Genomic DNA, 17,873 nt, shown 5'->3' on the forward strand with positions numbered 1-17,873 from the left:
CCGTCGAAGCTGTGGATAACCCTGTGGATTCAAGTCTCCATACACCCACCGGTCATCCTGATGTCCACCGTCGGTCACCCGGAAACCAGGACACAACCCGGAAGACCCCGATGTACGGGGTCAGCACCTAGATGTCGAGGAACCGGACATCCTTCGCGTTCCGCTGGATGAACGACCGCCGTGCCTCCACGTCCTCACCCATCAGGACGCTGAACAACTCGTCAGCGGTTGCAGCGTCGTCGAGCGTGACCTGACGCAGCGTACGCGTTGCCGGGTTCATCGTGGTCTCCCAGAGTTCCGGGTAGTTCATCTCGCCCAGACCCTTGAACCGCTGGATGTCGTCCGGCCTCGCGTTCGGCTTCTTCTGCTGCCGCAGCGCGATCAGCCCGTCCCGTTCCCGGTCGGAGTAGGCGTACTGGGCGTCGTCGCCCTTCTTGTTCCACTTGATCTTGTAGAGCGGCGGTGCGGCCAGGTAGACGTGCCCCATCTCGACCAGCGGCCGCATGAACCGGAACAGCAGCGTCAGCAGCAGGGTTTGGATGTGCTGGCCGTCCACGTCCGCGTCGGCCATCAGCACGACCTTGTGGTAGCGCAGCTTCTCCATGTCGAAGTCGTCGTGGATGCCGGTGCCCAGCGCCGTGATCAGCGCCTGGACCTCGTTGTTCTTCAGCACCCGGTCGATCCGGGCCTTCTCCACGTTGAGGATCTTGCCGCGAATCGGCAGGATCGCCTGGGTACGCGGATCCCGCCCCTGCTTGGCCGAACCACCGGCGGAGTCACCCTCGACGATGAACACCTCGGACTCGCGCGGGTCGGTCGACTGGCAGTCGGCCAGCTTGCCCGGCATCGAGCCGGACTCCAGCAGCGACTTGCGCCGGGCCAGCTTGCGCGCCTGCTGTGCGGCGATCCGGGCCCGCGACGCCTGGGTCGCCTTGGTGATGATCAGCTTGGCCTCGGCCGGGTTCCGCTCGAACCAGTCGACCAGCCACTCGTTGCAGACCCGGAGCACGAAGCTCTTCACCGGGGTGTTGCCCAGCTTGGTCTTGGTCTGACCCTCGAACTGCGGGTTGGCCAGCTTGACCGAGATGATCGCGGCCAGCCCCTCCCGGACGTCCTCACCGGAGAGCTTCTCGTCGCCCTTGAGGAACTTCTTCTCGGTGCCGTACTTGTTGACCACACCGGTCAACGCGGCCCGGAAGCCCTCCTCGTGGGTACCACCCTCGTGGGTGTTGATCGTGTTGGCGAAGGTGTAGACCGACTCGCCGTACGACTCGTTCCACTGCATGGCGATCTCGACCGACATGCCCTCTTCCTCGGCCCCGAACTCGACCACGGTCTTGTGGATCGGGCTCTTCGAGGCGTTCAGGTGGCGGACGAAGTCGGAGATGCCGCCCTTGTAGCAGAAGGTCACCTCGCGCGGCTTGCCGTCGTCCTCCTGGACCCGCTCGTCGCGCAACTGGATCGTCAAGCCCCGGTTGAGGAACGCCATCTCCTGCAACCGGCGGTAGATCGTCTCGAAGGTGAACTCGATCGTCTCGAAGATCGTCGGGTCCGGCCAGAACGACACCGAGGAGCCGGTGAGGTTGGTGCTCTCACCCTTCTCCAGCGGCGTCGGCTTGGAGTTGTGGTACTGCTGCCGCCAGACGAAGCCGTCCTTGTGGATCTCCAGCGCCATCCGGACGGAGAGCGCGTTGACCACCGAAACACCCACGCCGTGCAGGCCGCCGGAGACCGCGTACGCCTTGCCGTCGAACTTGCCGCCCGCGTGCAGGATGGTCAGCGCCACCTCGACGCCCGGCTTCTTCAGCGTGGGGTGGAGGTCGACCGGGAAACCACGGCCGTTGTCGATCACCCGCACGCCGCCGTCGGCGAGCACCGTCACCTCGATGGTGTCGCAGTATCCGGCGAGTGCCTCGTCGACCGCGTTGTCGACAACCTCCCAGACCAGGTGGTGCAGACCACGCTCGCCGGTCGATCCGATGTACATACCGGGCCGCTTGCGAACCGCCTCCAGGCCCTCAAGCACCTGGATCGACCCGGCACCGTATTCCTGCTTGTCCTGCGTTGCCACCTTGGCCACTTTCTCGCACCATCCGGGCACCAGGGCGCGGCGGGCGCGGGTTTGGCGGGCACGCGACTCAGCGCACAGGCCGGCACCACGATTGATCTGCGGATACGGCCGAAAGCGCCGGTCGCCGCGGATGCCCGCGGATCGCGATCGGCTCGGACCCGGTGCGGACTGGTGGCCCAGGCCACCCTGGCCCGCGTCGTCGCTCCACACCGTGTCCTCGTCTCGATGTCAATCCTACTGTGCCGAGACGACAGAACCAGTACGCGGCACCCCTGCGGACCCACCTCAGACCTCCGTAGCCGGCCGCACCCCGCCTACCGCGACTCCCCCCACACGCCATCGGTCGGATCAAGGCCGCTCCGCGCCGCCGCGCTCAAATCGGAGGCGGATCTTGGGTACGGGGGTCGCGCGAACGCCTCGCCGTGCCGTAACTTTGCGTCGCTGTCGCCGTGCCTCGGACGGCCGGTTTGGTACGTGCTCAGGAAGGTGACGCTCGATGGGGCTGGACAACGTCGCGGTGCATTGGCCGCGTACCGGCCGCTTCTACGATCCGGTGGCCCCGGCCGATTTCGTCGACTTCGGCGACCTGGCCGACGCGCCCGAGGTGGCCGCTCCGACCGCCGCCCTGGCCGGATACATCGCGAAGACCGGAACGGTACGCGCGACCGCGTACACCGAGCTTGTCGATCTTCTGCTCGGCCTCGACGGTGTGCTCTACGCCACAGAGGCCGCAGCCGAGGACGAGGACCCGGTGATCGACCCGGATGGCTGCGCCTGGATCGCCGGCGGCCTCGAACGCTTCGTCGACGGCCACCGCCAGTACGGCGATCTGGTGACCTTCGACACGGTCGGTGCGGTGCTCCGGTCCGCGCTGTCCGACGGGCGCCTCGCCGAGCAGCAGTTGCGTTGGCTGGACAGCCGGCTCGACGCCCTGCGCGACGAGTCGGGCGCGGCCCCGCAGTGGAGCTTCGTCCGGTCCGAGCTGAGTGTGCTCGCCGGCTTCTACCGGCGCTGCGCCGACCGCGGCTTCGCCGTCTACGCCGACTCCTGAGTCGGTCCCGCCGCCGACCCGGGTCGACATAGGCACAGGTCAGGACCGCCCTCGCCGGGCATGAACCGCATCACTAGAAGTAAACGATCCGTTACCTCCCGAGCCATGATTGCGCGTCGTCGCCGAGAGCCGGCGGCGGGTTCGGGATCTGGTGTGCGTACGTCGCCGCCGTCCGAGGGGGGTCGGCCCGCGGCATGCGCGCCACATTCGCTGCTCTGCGCCATCGCAACTACCGCATCTGGGCCGGCGCCGGCTTCGTGTCGATCATCGGCACCTGGATGCAGGTACTCGGCATCAACTGGTTCGTGCTCCAGGCGACCGGTTCGGTGACCTCGATGGGCTGGGCGGTGCTGCTCCAGGCCGTACCGACCCTGCTGCTCAGCACCTGGGGCGGCGCGCTCGCCGACCGGCTGCCGCCCCGGCCGCTGCTGATCGGCACCCAGATCATGCACACCGCGCTCGCCCTGGGACTGGCCACCGTGGCCTGGTCACACGTCGGCGGACTATCGGTGATCTACGCGATCTCGCTGGTCAGTGGTGCCGTCTCCGCCGTCGAGGGCCCGGTGATGGGTCGCTGGGGTTCCACCCTGGTCGACCGCGCCACTCTCGGCAACGCCCTCGCGCTCGGCTCGCTGACCAACTCGGCCGGTCGGATCCTGGGCATGAGCGTCGGCGCCGTGCTGGTCGCCGCAGCCGGCCCGGCCCCGCTGTTCCTCGTCAACGCGATCAGCTTCGCCGCCGTGGTGCTGGCCCTGCTCGCCATCCGGCAGCGGGATCTGCACACCCCCGAACCCCGATCGGTCGGCGTCGCGGCACGGACCGACACCGGGGGCGTACGGGCCGGTTTCGCGTACCTGCGCGGGCAGCCCCTGGTGCTGACCATGCTCGCGCTCGCCTTCGTGCTCGGCAGCCTCGGGCGCAACTACCAGGTGACCATGGCCGCCATGAGCGACGGCCCGCTCCGCGCCGGAGCCTCCGGGTACGGCATGCTCTCGACCGTCTTCGCGGTCGGCACCGTGATCGGTGCGCTGGTCGCCGCCCAGCGACGCGAACTGGGCCACGGCATCCTGGTCGGCGCCGGGATACTCGCCAGCCTGATGCAGATCCTGGCCGGGCTGGCGCCCGGCACCTGGACCTTCGCCGCGTTCATCCTGCCGATCGCGGCGACCGCCGTCATCATCGACACCACCGTCGGGACCCGGGCCCAGCTCGACACCGACGGTGCCATGCGGGGTCGGGTCCTCGCCGCCGTCGGCGTCACCGGCGCGGTCTCCGCCGCGGTCGGGGCGCCACTGCTCGGCTGGCTCTCCGAGCACTTCGGGCCACGCCAGACGCTGGTACTGGCTGGGGCGGTCGCGGCGGTCGCCTCGGTGGCAGGCGGGCTGGCCCTCGCCCGGCAGCGGGCTCGGACCGTACTGGTCGGGTCGCTGCCAGCGGCGGCGGTGACCATCGGTCGGGCGGCGGCCCGGCGGCGCGGTGTGGCGGCGGTCAGCCGTATGTGTCCCGCGGGCCACGCCCCCGTACCCGTCGCGGCCCACGCGACCACGACGGCGCCGTCGGCCCATGGATATGCAGCTTCCGAACCACGTTATGGCCGACCTCGCCGGCGATCCGCTTCAACAGCGAGCCGGCGAGCAGCCGGAGCTGGGTCGCCCACGCGGTCGACTCCGCCTCCACCGTCAACTCGCCGTTCTCCAGCTTGATCGGGCGGCTGTGCTTGGCCACGTCCGGGCCGACCACCTTCTCCCACGCACCGAAGACCGTCGCCTCCGCCGTGGGCTGCTGCCAGCCACGGGCCTTGACCAACCGGGCCAGCACCGTACCGAGCAGTTGCGGATCGCGCGGGTCCGGTCCCGGGCCCGAGTAGCCGCGCAACCGCCGCCGGGGCTGGCCGTCCCGGCCCACCCCCCGGTCGTCGCCGGTCACCCCGTCGACGTCCGCGCCGGTCCGGCGCGCACGTGGCGCCCGGTTCGTCTCCCGGCGGGCCCGCGCCGCATCCAGTACGGCCCGAGCCAGCTCCGGCCCGCTCGCCCCGGCCGTCGGGTCGGGCGACTGCGCGGGTGCCACCGGAACCTCGGGCGCACCGGCGGCCGGAGCCTTGGCCGCTGCCGACCCGGTACCCCGCTTCGCCTTCGGAGTCGTGCCCGGAGTCGTCCTCGGGGCCGGATTCGAGCTCGGCTTCGGATCAGCCGGCACGGCGGACCGTCCCGTCGGTCACGGCGTACCTGGACCCCCGCAGCAGCCGTGGCACGTCGTCGTCGACCGCGCAGGTGACCAGCAGCTGACTGGCCCCGCCGACGAGTTCGGCCAGCCGCTCGCGCCGTCCGGCGTCCAACTCGGCGAACACGTCGTCCAGCGCCAGCACCGGCTCGATGCCGTCCGCCCGCAACAGCTCGTACGCGGCCAGCCGCAGCGCCAGCGCGTACGACCAGGACTCGCCGTGGCTGGCGTACCCCTTGGCCGGCAGCGGACCGAGGGTGAGGCTCAGCTCGTCGCGGTGCGGCCCGACCAGGGTCACGCCCCGCTCCACCTCACCCGGCCGGGACTCGACCAGCGCGGCGAGCAACACCGCCTCCAGCGTCGACCGGTCCGGCACCGAGTCGGTCAGCTCGACCGAGGGCCGGTACGCGATCCCGGCCGCACCGTGACCGGCGGCCACCGCGTCGTACGCCTTCGTGACGTGCGGCCCCAGGGTGGCGACCAGGTCGAGCCGACCGGCGAGCAGTTCCGCGCCGTGCCGGGCGAGCTGGGCGTCCCAGACGTCGAGGGTGGACAGGTCACCACCCCGCGAACCGCCGGTCTTACGGGCCAGGTACGACGTCCGCAGCAACGCGTTGCGCTGCTTGACCACCCGCTCGTAGTCGGCCCGCACCCCGGCGTACCGGGGCTGCCGGGTGACCAGCAGGTCGTCCAGGTAGCGCCGCCGCTCGGCCGGATCGCCCCGGACCAGTTCCAGGTCCTCCGGGGCGAAGAGCACCAGCCGCAGGGCACCGAGCACATCCCGGGCCCGCCGGACCGGCGAGCGCCCCAGCCTGGCCCGGTTGGCCTTGCCCGGCACGATCTCCAGCTCGACCAGCAGTTCCCGCCCGTCGTGCACGATCGCGCAGCGGAGCACCGCGGCACCCGCCCCGACCCGGACCAGCGGGGCATCGGTGGCGACCCGGTGGCTGGCCAGGGTCGCCACGTAGCCCAGCGCCTCGACGAGGTTCGTCTTGCCCACCCCGTTCGGGCCGACGAAGACGTTCCCGCCCGGCTCAAGATCCAACTCGACCCGCTCGTACGAGCGGAAGTCGATCAGTTCGAGCCGGCGGACGTGCACGGACGCTAGCTCTTGTGGGTGGCGTGGCCGCCGAACTGGTTGCGCAGTGCGGCCACCGCCTTGATCGCGGGCGAGTCGTCCTGGCGGGATACGAAACGGGCGAACAGCGACGCGGTGATCACGTTCAGCGGAACCGCGAGCCGGATCGCCTCCTCGACCGTCCACCGCCCCTCGCCGGTGTCCTCGGCGTAGCCACGCAGGTTGGCCAGCTCCGGGTCCTCGTCGAGCGCCCGGTCGAGCAGGTCGAGCAGCCAGGACCGGACCACGGTGCCCTCACGCCAGGACTTGATCACGCCCGGCACGTTGGTAACCAGCTCGGAGGCGGACATCAGTTCGTAGCCCTCGGCGTACGCGTGCATCAGGCCGTACTCGATGCCGTTGTGCACCATCTTGGCGTAGTGGCCGGCGCCGACCGGGCCGGCGTGCACGAAGCCGAACTCGCCGGCCGGCTTGAGCGCCTCGAAGATCGGCATCAGCCGGTCCACGTGCTCCTGCGCGCCACCGACCATCAGCCCGTAGCCGTTCTGCCGGCCCCAGACACCGCCGGAAACGCCGACGTCGACGTAGCCGATACCGAACCGGTCGAGCTTCTCCGCCCGAGGGGCGTCGTCGCTGAACCGGGAGTTGCCGCCGTCGATCACGATGTCGCCCGCCGCCAGCACCCCGGACAGCTCGTCGATGGTGGCCGAGGTCACCGCGGCCGGAACCATCACCCAGACCACCCGGGGGGCGGCCAGCTTCTCGGCCAGCTCGGCGAGACCGGCAACGTCGGTGACCGCGGGGTCACGGTCGAAACCGACCACCTCGTGTCCGGCGGCGCGCAACCGTTCGCGCATGTTGCCGCCCATCCGACCGAGCCCTACCAGGCCGATTTGCATTTCCGTGTCCCCTTATGAGTTACGTTCTACCGCTTCGGGTCAGCGAGTGACCCGGATCGGCATGATCAGATAGCGATAGCCGGGGATGACCTCCCCGTCCTCTCCGGAAGGAGAGATCACCGCGGGCTTGAAGGCGTCGACGAAGGAGAACACCGCCGTCGCCGCGCCCAGGTTCTGAAGCCCGTCGATCAGATAGCCGGGGTTGAAGCCGATGGTCAGCGGCTCACCGGTGAAGGTCGCCTCCATCGCCTCGCTCGCCCGCGCGTCCTCGGTGCCGCCGGCCTCGACCACCAGACCGTCCGAGCTGAAGCTCAGCAGCACCGGCGTGGTGCGCTCGGCGACCAACGACACGCGCTTGACGACCTCGATCAGCCCACTGACCGCGACCCGCGCCTCGGCGTTGTGGCTGCTCGGGAAGAGCGACCGGACCGGCGGGTAGTTGGCTCCGTCGAGCAGCCGACTGGTCGTACGCCGGGTGCCACCGGCAAAGCCGATCATCCCCTCGCCGGCCGCGCCCTGGGCCAGCGCCATGGTCACCTGGCCACCGATCGGGCCGAGCGTCTTCGCCGTGTCGTTCAGGGTCTTGGCCGGCACCAGCGCGTTGAGGCTGATCTCCGGGTCGTCCGGCTGCCACTGCATCTCGCGCAGGGCGAGCCGGTAGCGGTCGGTCGCCAGCATCGACAGCGTGCCGCCGTTCAGCTCGATCCGTACCCCGGTCATCATCGGCAGCGTCTCGTCCCGGCCGGCGGCGATCGCGACCTGGCCGACCGCCGCGGCGAACGCGGCGGCGTCGATGGTGCCGGTGCTGGCGGGCATCTCCGGCAGCGTGGGGTAGTCCTCGACCGGCATCGTCGGCAGGGTGAACCGGGCGCTGCCGCAGACCAGCTCCAGGTGCGAGCCGACGGCGGCGATGTCCACCGGCTTGTTCGGCAGCGCCTTGGTGATCTCGGCGAGCAGCCGGCCGGAGACGAGGGCCGCGCCGTCGGCGTCGGCCTGTACGTCCACCGTCACCTGGCTGGAAACCTCGTAGTCGAAGCCTGACACATGCAGGCTCCCCTCGGCGACCCGCAGCATCACGCCGGCGAGCACCGGAACCGATGGCCGGCTCGGCAGACTCTTGGCCGTCCAGGCCACGGCGTCGGCGAGCGCGTCGCGCTCCACTCGGAACTTCATGCCATTGCCTCCGCGTCGACGTCAGCGACCACTGTCTCATGCCGGGTGGCGCCTGCCCGCCCGGCCAACCGTGCGGATCCCCATCGCACCTTAGGCCGCGATGTCATCGGCTCTGCGTCCGACCCCGGTGGTTCGGCGGTCGATGCCGGGCTCTGCTGCGGTCGATCAGCACAATCCACAGAATGCCCAACGGTGATGATTGGTTTTTGTTGTCTTAGAGATAAAACTCATCGTCTTCATCGGTGTTGTGCAAACTGTGGATGAGCGGCGTTTGGCCTGGCCAGAGGATTATCCACCGGTGGGTTAGCTGGGGAAAACCTGGGGTAAAACCCGGCCCGCGATCCACAGCCCACCGGTCATCCACGGTTGTCCACGGTTATCCACCGGTTGTCCACCGGTTCTCCACCGGGTTTCTCCCCAGGGTTGGGGACAGTCGAATCCCCATCGACCACCACTGTCCCCAGAACCTTCAACAGGCGGTCCACAGGCACCCGCCACCCGTGGATAACTCGACTACGGAGCGTGTCTGTCCACAGCGGTTTCCCCAGAAGTTGTCCACAGGTTGTGGATGACGGAGAAGATCGGCACCACCGGTTGTCCACCGTCGGTGGATAACCGGGTGTGGACAACTTCCGCCCGTCCACCGCCGATCGTCCTCGGCAAGGTGCGGCGAGGCGGCCGTACGCCGTCAATGTGGCCCGGACGACCCCGTGGCAGTGCCCGATCCGGGGCGGGACGGGCCCCTCGGAAGACCATCCGCCGCTGTCGTCGGTGCCGCCGGGCGCCCCGGATCCGACCCGATCGTCGTGCCGGACGGTACGAAAGGACAGCCCACCGGTGGAAGATCAGCGGCCCGAGCGGGGGACGCGACGGCGGCAGGGAGACAACGCAACCTGACCGCGCGGGGTCGATCACCGTCGGCGTAGGCGCACGACAAGCGGGCGGACGCGCCGACGCGTCCGGCTATCGGCGGGGTCGGTTCCGGCGTACGGGGTTCGGCACCCCTCGCCGGCTCGTCCGCGTACCGTCCTGAGTTCAGGTGTTCTGCTTGATCCGGTTCGTCAGCTCGGCGATCTGGTTGTAGAGCGAACGCCGTTCGGCCATCTGCTGGCGGATCTTGCGGTCGGCGTGCATCACCGTCGTGTGGTCCCGGCCGCCGAACGCCTGGCCGATCCGGGGCAGCGACAGCTCGGTCAGCTCCCGACACAGGTACATGGCCACCTGGCGGGCGTTGACCAGTACCCGGGACCGGGACTGACCGCGCAGGTCCTCCAGGCTCACCCCGAAGTAGTCGGCGGTGGACACCATGATCTGGTCGGCGTTGATCTCCGGGCCGGAGCCGTCCGGGATGAAGTCCCGCAGGACCTCCTCGGCCAGCGACAGCTCGACCGTGGCCCGGGTCAGGCTGGCGAACGCGGTCACCCGGATCAGGGCACCCTCAAGCTCCCGGATCGAGTTCGAGACCCGGGACGCGATGAACTCCAGTACGTCCGGCGGGGCGTACATCCGCTCCTGGGCGGCCTTCTTCTGGAGGATCGCGATCCGCGTCTCCAGATCCGGCGGCTGGATGTCGGCCAGCAGGCCCCACTCGAACCGGGTACGCATCCGGTCTTCCAGCGTGGCCAGGTCGCGGGGCGAGCGATCGGAGCTGATCACGATCTGCTTGTTCGCGTTGTGCAGCGTGTTGAAGGTGTGGAAGAACTCCTCCTGGGTCCGCTCGCGGTTCTCCAGGAACTGGATGTCGTCGATCAGGAGGATGTCGACGTCGCGGTAGCGGCGCTGGAACGCACTGGTCTTGTCGTCCCGCAGCGAGTTGATGAAGTCGTTGGTGAACTCTTCGGTGGAGACGTACCGCACCGAGCGGGCGTTGCCCAGCGTGGTGGCGTAGTGCCCGATGGCGTGCAACAGGTGGGTCTTGCCCAGCCCCGAGCTGCCGTAGATGAAGAGCGGGTTGTACGCCTTGGCCGGCGACTCGGCCACCGCGACGGAGGCGGCGTGGGCGAACCGGTTCGACGAACCGATGACGAAGGTCTCGAACATGTACTTCGGGTTCAACCGGTTGCCGCCGGCGCTCCCGTTGTCCATGCCGCCGCCGAGCCGGCGGTCGTCCCGGACTCCCGAGCGGTGGTCGATCGGCGAGCTGCCCCGACCGGGTCCGCTGTCGGTGCCGTTGTCACGGGGCAGGACGCGGGGCCCCTGGTCGCCGATCGAGTCGTCCCGGTAGCGGTGTTCCAACTGCCGGGGGTCCAGGCCATGCGGGCCGCCCGCGTTCCGGTCGACGCCACGGTCGTCCAGGTTGCGCCGCTCCTGGTGCGAAGCCGCGCGGCCGGGATCGGGATAGGTTCCGTCCGGGTAGCCCGGCTCGGGGTACGACGACTGCTCGGGGTAGCCCGAGTGGTCCGGGTAGCCGGGCCCGAACAGGGTGTCCTGGCCACCGTCGCGACTGTTCGGGATCAGCCCCATCCGGGGCGACTCGACCGGGGCGGCGGGAGGGTACTGGGCGGAGCCGGTGGGCACTCGGTCGATCGGACCGGTCGGTGCGGTGTCCCGGGGCCCCTCCGGCATCGGGCCGTAGGCACTCGGTACGGGCGCCGGGGCGTACCCGCTCGGGGCCGGGTTCGGGGTGCCGCTGCCGTACAGGGTGCCGGTCGGCCGTCCCTGGCCGTCCTCCGGCGGGCGGACCGTGACCGCGACCTGGATGGCCCGGCCGAGGTGGCGGGAGAGCGCGTCGGTGATCGCCGGGCGGAGCCGGGACTCGATGACGTCGCGGGTGAACGCGTCCGGGACCGAGAGCAGTGCCGTGTCCTCGACGATGGCGCGCAGGCGGGTGAGGCGGAGGTACGCGCGCTGTTGCGCCGAGATAATCTCGTCGGCAAGATCATCGGTTGCGGCCAGCCACACCGCGGCAAGGTCGATCGTGTCGGCCACCGTCGCGCCACCCCCATCGCCTCTGCGTCCCCGGTCGCCGCTGCTGTCTTGCCAGTCGACGCTTTCCGGGCCTGCTACCGCTCTCGAACAGGCACGACCTGGCATGCCCGGCGGTTGACCGCACCGTCGTCCACAAGTTATCCACAACCTGTGTATCGACTGATTGTGGCTCCCCGCCGGACCCCTGCCCTACCTGCCCCCGGCTGAATCAGCGCTGACGCGGGTTCACCTGTCGAACGATCGACTAGCTTGTCCAGTTTTGCACGGTAGCGGCAACAGCCCCCTGACGCTCACCGGCAAACGGGCACGCTAACAGCGTTCTCCACAACGCTTCAACCGTCGGACGGGTGTGGGCAGGCCGAACATCGGCGAAAACTGCCCCTTCCGACCCCGTCGTCCCATGCTGACCGATTTTCTGGCACGGTTCCGGTGGTGTTTGACGGTCATTGCGCCCGTGCGTAGGCTTTAGCGGCTGCTCTCTCGCCCTCTGCTAGGGTGATGGGTGCTTGCTGTCCGCGGCCGCCACCCCGCGCCTCGCCGGTCCGTGCACCAGCGGGCAGCATCGACCGTAGGCCACCCGCGACGGTGGTCGACGGCGGACCACCATCCGACCCCGTAGTCGACCGACCGGGGCTCGTACGAAGACGGAGAGCCTGACGTGAGCAAGCGCACCTACCAGCCGAACAACCGCCGGCGCGCGAAGACCCACGGCTTCCGGCTGCGCATGCGTACCCGCGCCGGCCGCGCCATCCTTTCGACCCGCCGCGCCAAGGGCCGCGACCGCCTGTCGGCCTGAGGGCCGATCGGCCCGGCCCGGGGATGTAGACGTCGTGCTGGCGGCCGCGCAGCGACTGCGGCGTAGCGGCGAGTTCGCCGTTGCGATCCGCGGCGGACGGCGTGCCGGTCGGGGCGCCGTCGTGGTCCACCTCGACCTGTCGTCCGGTTTGCCGTCCGTCGGGCCCGAAACAGCAACGCCAGAGCCGGTGCGTCCGGCCGGCGCGGAGCACGACTCCACGCCGGCGCGCGCCGGCTTTGTCGTCTCCAAGGCGGTCGGCGGCGCGGTGGTCCGCAACACTGTCCGTCGCCGGTTGCGGCACCTGGTCCGGGAACGGTTGGTCACCCTGCCGGCCGGGACAACCCTCGTCGTACGGGCGCTGCCCGGCGCTGGCGACCTGACGTACGACCGACTCGCAGCCGACCTGGACGCGGCCCTCGCCGCGGCCCGGCGACCCCGGCGTTCGGGGCGGCGGGCCGAATGAGCGGGGCTACCGGGAGGTCCCGAGCCACCACACTCGGTGCCCGCGTGCTGGCAGGAGCCATCGTCGCGTACCGTCGTTGGATAAGCCCGGCGCTGCCGGCCCGCTGTCGGTTCTACCCGTCGTGCAGCGCATACGCCCTTGAGGCGGTGACGCGGCACGGTGCCCTCCGGGGAACCGGCCTCGCGGTCTGGCGGCTGTCGCGCTGCCACCCTTTCCACCCTGGTGGATATGACCCGGTACCGGAACCGGGCGGCCGCCGACATGCCGATGTGACTGGAGCCCCGAATTGAGTCTCGACTGGATCTACTGGGCGATCTCGTGGATCCTGCTGATCTGGCACTCCGCGTGGGACGCGATCGGGGTACCGGAGTCAGCGGTCCTCGGTACGAACTGGACCTGGATCCTCTCGATCGTTTTCCTGGTGATCACCGTTCGGGTGATCCTCTTCCCGGTCTTCGTCAAGCAGATCAAGTCCCAGCGGGCGATGCAAGCCCTCGCGCCTCAGATCAAGGCATTGCAGGAGAAGCACAAGGGTGACCGGGAGACGCTCCAGAAGGAAACGATGGAGCTGTACCGGAAGGAGAAGGCCAACCCGCTGATGGGTTGCCTTCCGATGTTCCTACAGATCCCGGTCTTCCTCGGCCTCTTCCACGTGCTCCGCCGGGTCAACCCGGACAACCCGCGGCCGACGATCTACGGCTGGAGCCTGGACCAGTTCACCAGCGCCTCCAACGCGAAGCTCTTCACCGCCCCGATCTCCGGCCGGTTCGGCTCGACCGCGGCCGAGATGAGCGCCCTGGGCGCCAACCCGACCACCGTGAAAATCATCGCGGGCTTCCTGGTCCTCATCATGATCGCCACCACGTACCTGACCAGCCGTCAGATGATCCTCAAGACCGGCTGGGCCCAGGACCCGCAGCAGCGAATGATCCAGCGGTTGATGCTCTACGGCATCCCGGCCTCGCTGCTCATCTCCGGCGCGATCTTCCCGATCGGCGTGATCATCTACTGGGTGACCAACAACCTCTTCACCCTCGGCCAGCAGCAGTGGGTGCTGCGGAAGTACCCGCCGCCGCCCACCGCGAGCCTGCCCGGCCTGCCCGGATCGAGCTCGCGGAACGCGGGCACCGGCAACCGCCCGGGTACGGGCAACCGGCCGGGCACCGGCAGCAAGGCGGCACCGGCGGCCAAGCCGAGTGGTCTCTTCGGCCGTACCAAGGCCAACGGCGCCGCGCAGCCGGCACCCAAGCCCGCCATCGACACCAAGGCGCTGGCGCCGAAGCCGGGTGCCAAGCCGGTCAACCCGAAGAAGGGTCGCCCGGCCAAGCGTCAAGGTTGAGCTATCGGGCTGCCGGCGGTACCCACCCCCGCCGGCAGCCCGCAGGAATCCGGAGTCCAGGCAGCCGCCAGCGCGCCCGGCGCCGGAACCGGATTCCACCGCGCGCGGTCGCGGTAGCGGGCGACCCGCCCGAGAAGACGTGCCCGTGGCACTCGGCGACCTCCCGCCGGGCCCGGGAATCAGCGGACCGTACAGGTCCGGCCGAGCGAGTACGGAGATGAGACCGTGACCGACACCAGCATTCCGCGCGCCGAGCAGCAGACCCTCGAAGAGGAGACGGATCCGATCACGGTCGAGTCCGACGACATCGACGACGACACCGACGAGGAGGCCGCCGAGGGCGGCACCGAGGTGCGTACGGCGGCGGCTGGCAAGCCCGCGATCACCGAAGCCGACCTGTTCCGGCAGAGCGAGATCGCCGCGGACTATGTCGAAGGGCTGCTGGACATCCTCGACTACGACGGTGACATCGACGAGCTGGTGTCGGCCGGCCGTCCGGTCGTGGAGGTCGTGGGGGGCCGGCTGCAACCGCTGGTCGGCCAGCGCGGCGCCACCCTGGAGGCGCTCCAGGAGCTGACCCGGCTCGCCGTCTTCCGGCAGACCGGTACGCCGAGCCGTCTGCTGCTCGACGTCGGCGGCTACCGCGCCAACCGGCGCAAGGAGCTGGCCGCGGTGGCGAAGAACGCGGTGGAGAAGGTCAAGGAGCACGGCGAGCCGGTACGCCTCGAACCGATGTCCGCGTTCGAGCGCAAGTGTGTGCACGACGTGGTCAACGCCATCAGTGGCGTGGAGAGCGAGTCGGAGGGCGTCGAGCCCAACCGTCGCATCATCGTCCGTCCGGTTGCCTGACCGGATGATGACGTACGACCCTGCGGCTGACGCCGCCGCCGGCCCGGGTGGTGACACACCGCCCGGGCCGTCTGCTTCCGCCGTCCCGGACGGAGTGGACCAGTCCGCGGCCCCGGACGTGTCGCTGCCCGACGAACTGGTCGACGCCGCTCGTACGCTCTTCGGCGACCGACTCGACCTGGCCACCGCGTACGCGGAACTGCTGGCCACCGACGGGGTGCTGCGTGGTCTGATCGGGCCACGCGAGGCGCCCCGGATCTGGGCCCGACACCTGCTCAACTGTGCGGCGGTTGCCGAACTCATCCCCACCGGCGCTTCCGTACTGGACGTCGGTTCCGGGGCCGGTCTGCCCGGCATCGTGCTCGCCATCGCACGGCCGGACCTGTCGGTCGTACTCGTGGAGCCGTTGGCCCGGCGGACCGCCTTCCTGACCGAGGCGGTGACCGCCCTCGGTCTGGATCCGTCGGTGACGGTGCTCCGGACGCGGGCGGAGGAGTTGGCCGCCGGCGGGCCTCGCGGGGTGCCGGCCGACATCGTCACCGCCCGAGCCGTGGCCCCGCTCGACCGGCTCGCCGGTTGGTGCCTGCCGCTCACCACCCTCAAGGGACGAGTGCTCGCGCTGAAGGGTTCCTCGGCCGCCGAGGAGGTCGCGGAGTACGGCAAGGCCGTAGCGCGGCTCGGTGGTGCGGCTCCCGAGGTGAAGCACTGCGGGGTCGGGCTGGTCGACCCGCCGACCACCGTGGTGGAGATCGTGCGTGAGCGCCTGGTCGGTGCCGCAGCGCGGGCCGCCCTGGCCGAGCGCCGCGCGGCCGCCCGCGCGGAGTCGGGCCGCCGTGGTGGCGGTCGAGCCCGGGGCCGCTGACCCCGCGCGTTCTCGGCATCCTGTCGGCCCGGCCCTGGTTCACGATGAGCCAGGGCCGGGCTGTGTCGGCACCCGTTCCGGAGATCGGGCGGTCCCGCTGGTTCTGGTGAGCATCGGTGGGTATGGCGGGCGGGTCGCCCGTGGCGAGGCCGACCTCGGCTTCCGGTCGGCGTGAAGCGGCTGCTCGACCGGAGTCGGGCCGGGCCGGGGTTGCTGCCATCGAGCGGCGGTCGACGCGAGCGAATGGTCGGCGGCCGCCAGGCCACGCACACGGCCAGGGGCGCGACCAACGATCGGACGGGTGTTGCGACATCGGGTCGGCGATGCCGGACCGGTGAGCGAGCACCGTCGTGGACGGCCGAGGTGTGCGGTCAGGCCGGCACCTCTGCCGTGGTTGGCTCGTTCCTAGTGTGGTTGCCTCGTTCGGAGGGTTGTTTCTGGCGGCCTCGGCGGTGGACCTTGTTGTCAGCCATGGTCTCGTCGGCCCATCGGCCGTAGGCTGGCCGCGCGTCGATAGTGTGGACCGGGCGTCGGCCGGCGGCCCTGTGGGCCCCTGCCGTTTCTTACCGGGCCGTAGGCTACAACCCGGAAGCGCGAAGTTCTTGGGCGCTGGCGGTGCCGACCCATCCGAAGCTGGCAGGGATGACACGGTGCATGACAACGGTAGGTACGACGATCAAGCGATAACCGAAGCCCGGCGCCATCAGCCCGATGGCCCCGATGTTTCACGTGAAACCGAGTACGAGGGCTGGTCGGCCGGAAGTCGAGCCCGGTTACCCCACGGGATAGATTCAGCGGCGAGTCCAGCAGAGGAGTACGGCCCCGCGTTACCAGGAGTCGATCGGACAACCGCTCGCCCCGCGACCGGAACGGCGGAAGCGGGAGCATCGACACGGAGGCGGCTGGTAGCGGAGCGGCACCGGTCCGACGGGCCGGCGGTCGAGCGGGGCGGGGCGCCACGGCAGGCGCCCGTAGTACCGGAACAACCCGTACCGGTGTCGGCCGGTTCGTCGTACCAGTCGTCGGGAGTGGGTGGGCCCGTGGTGCAGCAGCCCAACGCCAGTGCGCCCGTTCAACCGGAGCCGGCGGCGGCCGCCCCGCCAGACACACCCCCGCACAGCACCGGACCCTTCCCGGAAGATCCGGGAAGGGACGCGTACGTTTCACGTGAAACTTCGTCTCGGGAAGAGGATGATCCCCCGTTGGCTATGGAGGCAATGCGCGCCGTGCAAATCCTGAACCCGAGTGGCGAGGTGACCATGCCCCGCCCCACCCGGACGCGGATCATGTGTGTCGCGAACCAGAAGGGCGGCGTCGGCAAGACCACGACCACGGTCAACCTGGCGGTTGCGCTGGCGCTGCACGGTAACCGGGTACTCGTGGTCGATCTCGACCCCCAGGGAAATGCCTCGACCGGACTCAACGTTCCGCACCACGCGGGTATCCCCGACGTCTACGACTGCCTGATCGAGAACGTGCCCCTCGCCGAGGTGGCCCAGGCGGTCGAGGGCATTCCGAACCTCTGGTGCGTACCGGCGACCATCGACCTTGCCGGCGCCGAGATCGAACTGGTCTCCGTGGTGGCCCGCGAGTCGCGGCTGGGACGCGCCATCAACGCCTACCCCGGCCAGTTCGACTACGTGTTCATCGACTGCCCGCCCTCACTCGGCCTGCTGACGGTCAACGCTCTGGTCGCCGCCCAGGAGGTGCTGATCCCGATCCAGTGCGAGTACTACGCGCTGGAGGGGCTCAACCAGTTGATCAACAACATCAATCTGGTGAAGCAGCACCTGAACCCCACCCTCGACGTCTCGACCATCCTGCTCACCATGTACGACCGGCGTACCCGGCTTGCCGACGCCGTGGAGCAGGACGTCCGCAACCACTTCGGCGACAAGGTCCTCCAGGCGGTCATCCCGCGTAACGTGCGGGTTTCGGAGGCTCCTAGTTACGGTCAGTCGGTGATGACCTACGATCCCGGTTCGCGGGGCGCGACGAGTTACTTCGAGGCGGCCCAGGAGATTGCGGAGCGGGGGGTCAAGGACCCCGCCGGCCGGAATGCTTAGGTCGGTTGATTCGGTGGGAGGCGTGGCATGAAGAACCGTCCGCGGGGCGGACTTGGTCGGGGTCTCGGGGCGTTGATC

General features: G+C 69.8%; 14 protein-coding genes and 1 pseudogene. 9 read left to right on the forward strand and 6 right to left on the reverse strand.

Features of this window, described 5'->3' with window-relative positions; translation table 11 throughout:
- Positions 1-127: 127 nt before the first annotated feature.
- The gene (gene gyrB, locus OG792_RS33540; protein ID WP_329105770.1) at positions 128-2,071 is read right to left on the reverse strand and encodes a DNA topoisomerase (ATP-hydrolyzing) subunit B; all 1,944 of its coding nucleotides are present in this window, start codon (positions 2,069-2,071) and stop codon (positions 128-130) included.
- Positions 2,072-2,567: 496 nt separating this feature from the next.
- On the opposite strand from gyrB, the gene OG792_RS33545 reads away from it, so the two are divergent.
- Together OG792_RS33545 and OG792_RS33550 are read left to right on the forward strand one after the other, a co-directional pair.
- On the forward strand, positions 2,568-3,122 hold the full coding sequence (locus OG792_RS33545) for a hypothetical protein (RefSeq protein WP_329105772.1): 555 nt from the start codon (positions 2,568-2,570) through the stop codon (positions 3,120-3,122).
- Between the two features lie 194 nt (positions 3,123-3,316).
- Positions 3,317-4,447, forward strand: a pseudogene (locus OG792_RS33550) (MFS transporter); the annotation flags it as partial.
- Between the two features lie 163 nt (positions 4,448-4,610).
- Here the strand turns inward: OG792_RS33550 and OG792_RS33555 are convergent.
- The 5 genes from OG792_RS33555 to dnaA all read right to left on the reverse strand — a co-directional run bounded on the left by OG792_RS33555 (position 4,611) and on the right by dnaA (position 11,420).
- Positions 4,611-5,318 (reverse strand): DUF721 domain-containing protein, encoded by a 708-nt coding sequence (locus tag OG792_RS33555; protein WP_442932344.1) that lies wholly within the window; start codon positions 5,316-5,318, stop codon positions 4,611-4,613.
- Positions 5,308-6,441, reverse strand: a complete 1,134-nt coding sequence (gene recF, locus OG792_RS33560) for a DNA replication/repair protein RecF (protein ID WP_329105774.1) — start codon at positions 6,439-6,441, stop codon at positions 5,308-5,310. The genes OG792_RS33555 and recF overlap by 11 nt, the downstream gene beginning before the upstream one ends.
- Positions 6,442-6,446: 5 nt before the next feature.
- Entirely contained in the window at positions 6,447-7,319 is an 873-nt protein-coding gene (gene gnd, locus OG792_RS33565) for a phosphogluconate dehydrogenase (NAD(+)-dependent, decarboxylating) (protein ID WP_329105776.1), read from the reverse strand.
- A 39-nt stretch (positions 7,320-7,358) separates the two neighbouring features.
- Positions 7,359-8,492, reverse strand: coding sequence for a DNA polymerase III subunit beta (gene dnaN, locus OG792_RS33570; protein ID WP_329105778.1), 1,134 nt, complete (start codon positions 8,490-8,492; stop codon positions 7,359-7,361).
- A gap of 1,035 nt (positions 8,493-9,527) precedes the next feature.
- Complete coding sequence (dnaA, locus tag OG792_RS33575) at positions 9,528-11,420, reverse strand: chromosomal replication initiator protein DnaA (RefSeq protein ID WP_329105780.1); 1,893 nt, start codon at positions 11,418-11,420, stop codon at positions 9,528-9,530.
- Positions 11,421-12,078: 658 nt separating this feature from the next.
- Between dnaA and rpmH the strand changes: the two genes are divergently transcribed.
- From rpmH to OG792_RS33610, 7 genes are all read left to right on the forward strand, one after another.
- Complete coding sequence (gene rpmH / locus OG792_RS33580) at positions 12,079-12,216, forward strand: 50S ribosomal protein L34 (RefSeq protein ID WP_091249168.1); 138 nt, start codon at positions 12,079-12,081, stop codon at positions 12,214-12,216.
- 34 nt (positions 12,217-12,250) lie between these two features.
- Positions 12,251-12,679, forward strand: a complete 429-nt coding sequence (gene rnpA / locus OG792_RS33585) for a ribonuclease P protein component (RefSeq protein WP_329105784.1) — start codon at positions 12,251-12,253, stop codon at positions 12,677-12,679.
- The gene (yidD, locus tag OG792_RS33590) at positions 12,676-12,969 is read left to right on the forward strand and encodes a membrane protein insertion efficiency factor YidD (RefSeq protein ID WP_329105785.1); all 294 of its coding nucleotides are present in this window, start codon (positions 12,676-12,678) and stop codon (positions 12,967-12,969) included. The genes rnpA and yidD overlap by 4 nt, the downstream gene beginning before the upstream one ends.
- Positions 12,966-14,018 (forward strand): membrane protein insertase YidC, encoded by a 1,053-nt coding sequence (gene yidC / locus OG792_RS33595; protein ID WP_329105787.1) that lies wholly within the window; start codon positions 12,966-12,968, stop codon positions 14,016-14,018. Before yidD ends, yidC begins: the two co-directional genes overlap by 4 nt.
- A gap of 285 nt (positions 14,019-14,303) precedes the next feature.
- Positions 14,304-14,867 (forward strand): Jag family protein, encoded by a 564-nt coding sequence (locus OG792_RS33600; protein ID WP_442932528.1) that lies wholly within the window; start codon positions 14,304-14,306, stop codon positions 14,865-14,867.
- A gap of 7 nt (positions 14,868-14,874) precedes the next feature.
- Entirely contained in the window at positions 14,875-15,729 is an 855-nt protein-coding gene (rsmG, locus tag OG792_RS33605; RefSeq protein ID WP_329111599.1) for a 16S rRNA (guanine(527)-N(7))-methyltransferase RsmG, read from the forward strand.
- Between the two features lie 1,028 nt (positions 15,730-16,757).
- Positions 16,758-17,795 carry a ParA family protein gene (locus tag OG792_RS33610; protein ID WP_442932529.1) on the forward strand — a complete coding sequence of 346 codons (1,038 nt, stop codon included), beginning with the start codon at positions 16,758-16,760 and terminating at the stop codon, positions 17,793-17,795.
- The last annotated feature ends 78 nt before the right edge of the window (positions 17,796-17,873 follow it).

This window comes from Micromonospora sp. NBC_01699 (assembly GCF_036250065.1).
GTDB lineage: Bacteria > Actinomycetota > Actinomycetes > Mycobacteriales > Micromonosporaceae > Micromonospora_G.

Excerpts from the sequence above, each read along its gene's own strand:
- dnaN (WP_329105778.1), bottom strand. The coding sequence starts at position 8,492 with ATGAAGTTCCGAGTGGAGCGCGACGCGCTCGCCGACGCCGTGGCCTGG.
- yidD (WP_329105785.1), top strand. The coding sequence starts at position 12,676 with ATGAGCGGGGCTACCGGGAGGTCCCGAGCCACCACACTCGGTGCCCGC.
- gnd (WP_329105776.1), bottom strand. The coding sequence starts at position 7,319 with ATGCAAATCGGCCTGGTAGGGCTCGGTCGGATGGGCGGCAACATGCGC.
- rsmG (WP_329111599.1), top strand. The coding sequence starts at position 14,875 with ATGACGTACGACCCTGCGGCTGACGCCGCCGCCGGCCCGGGTGGTGAC.
- OG792_RS33545 (WP_329105772.1), top strand. The coding sequence starts at position 2,568 with ATGGGGCTGGACAACGTCGCGGTGCATTGGCCGCGTACCGGCCGCTTC.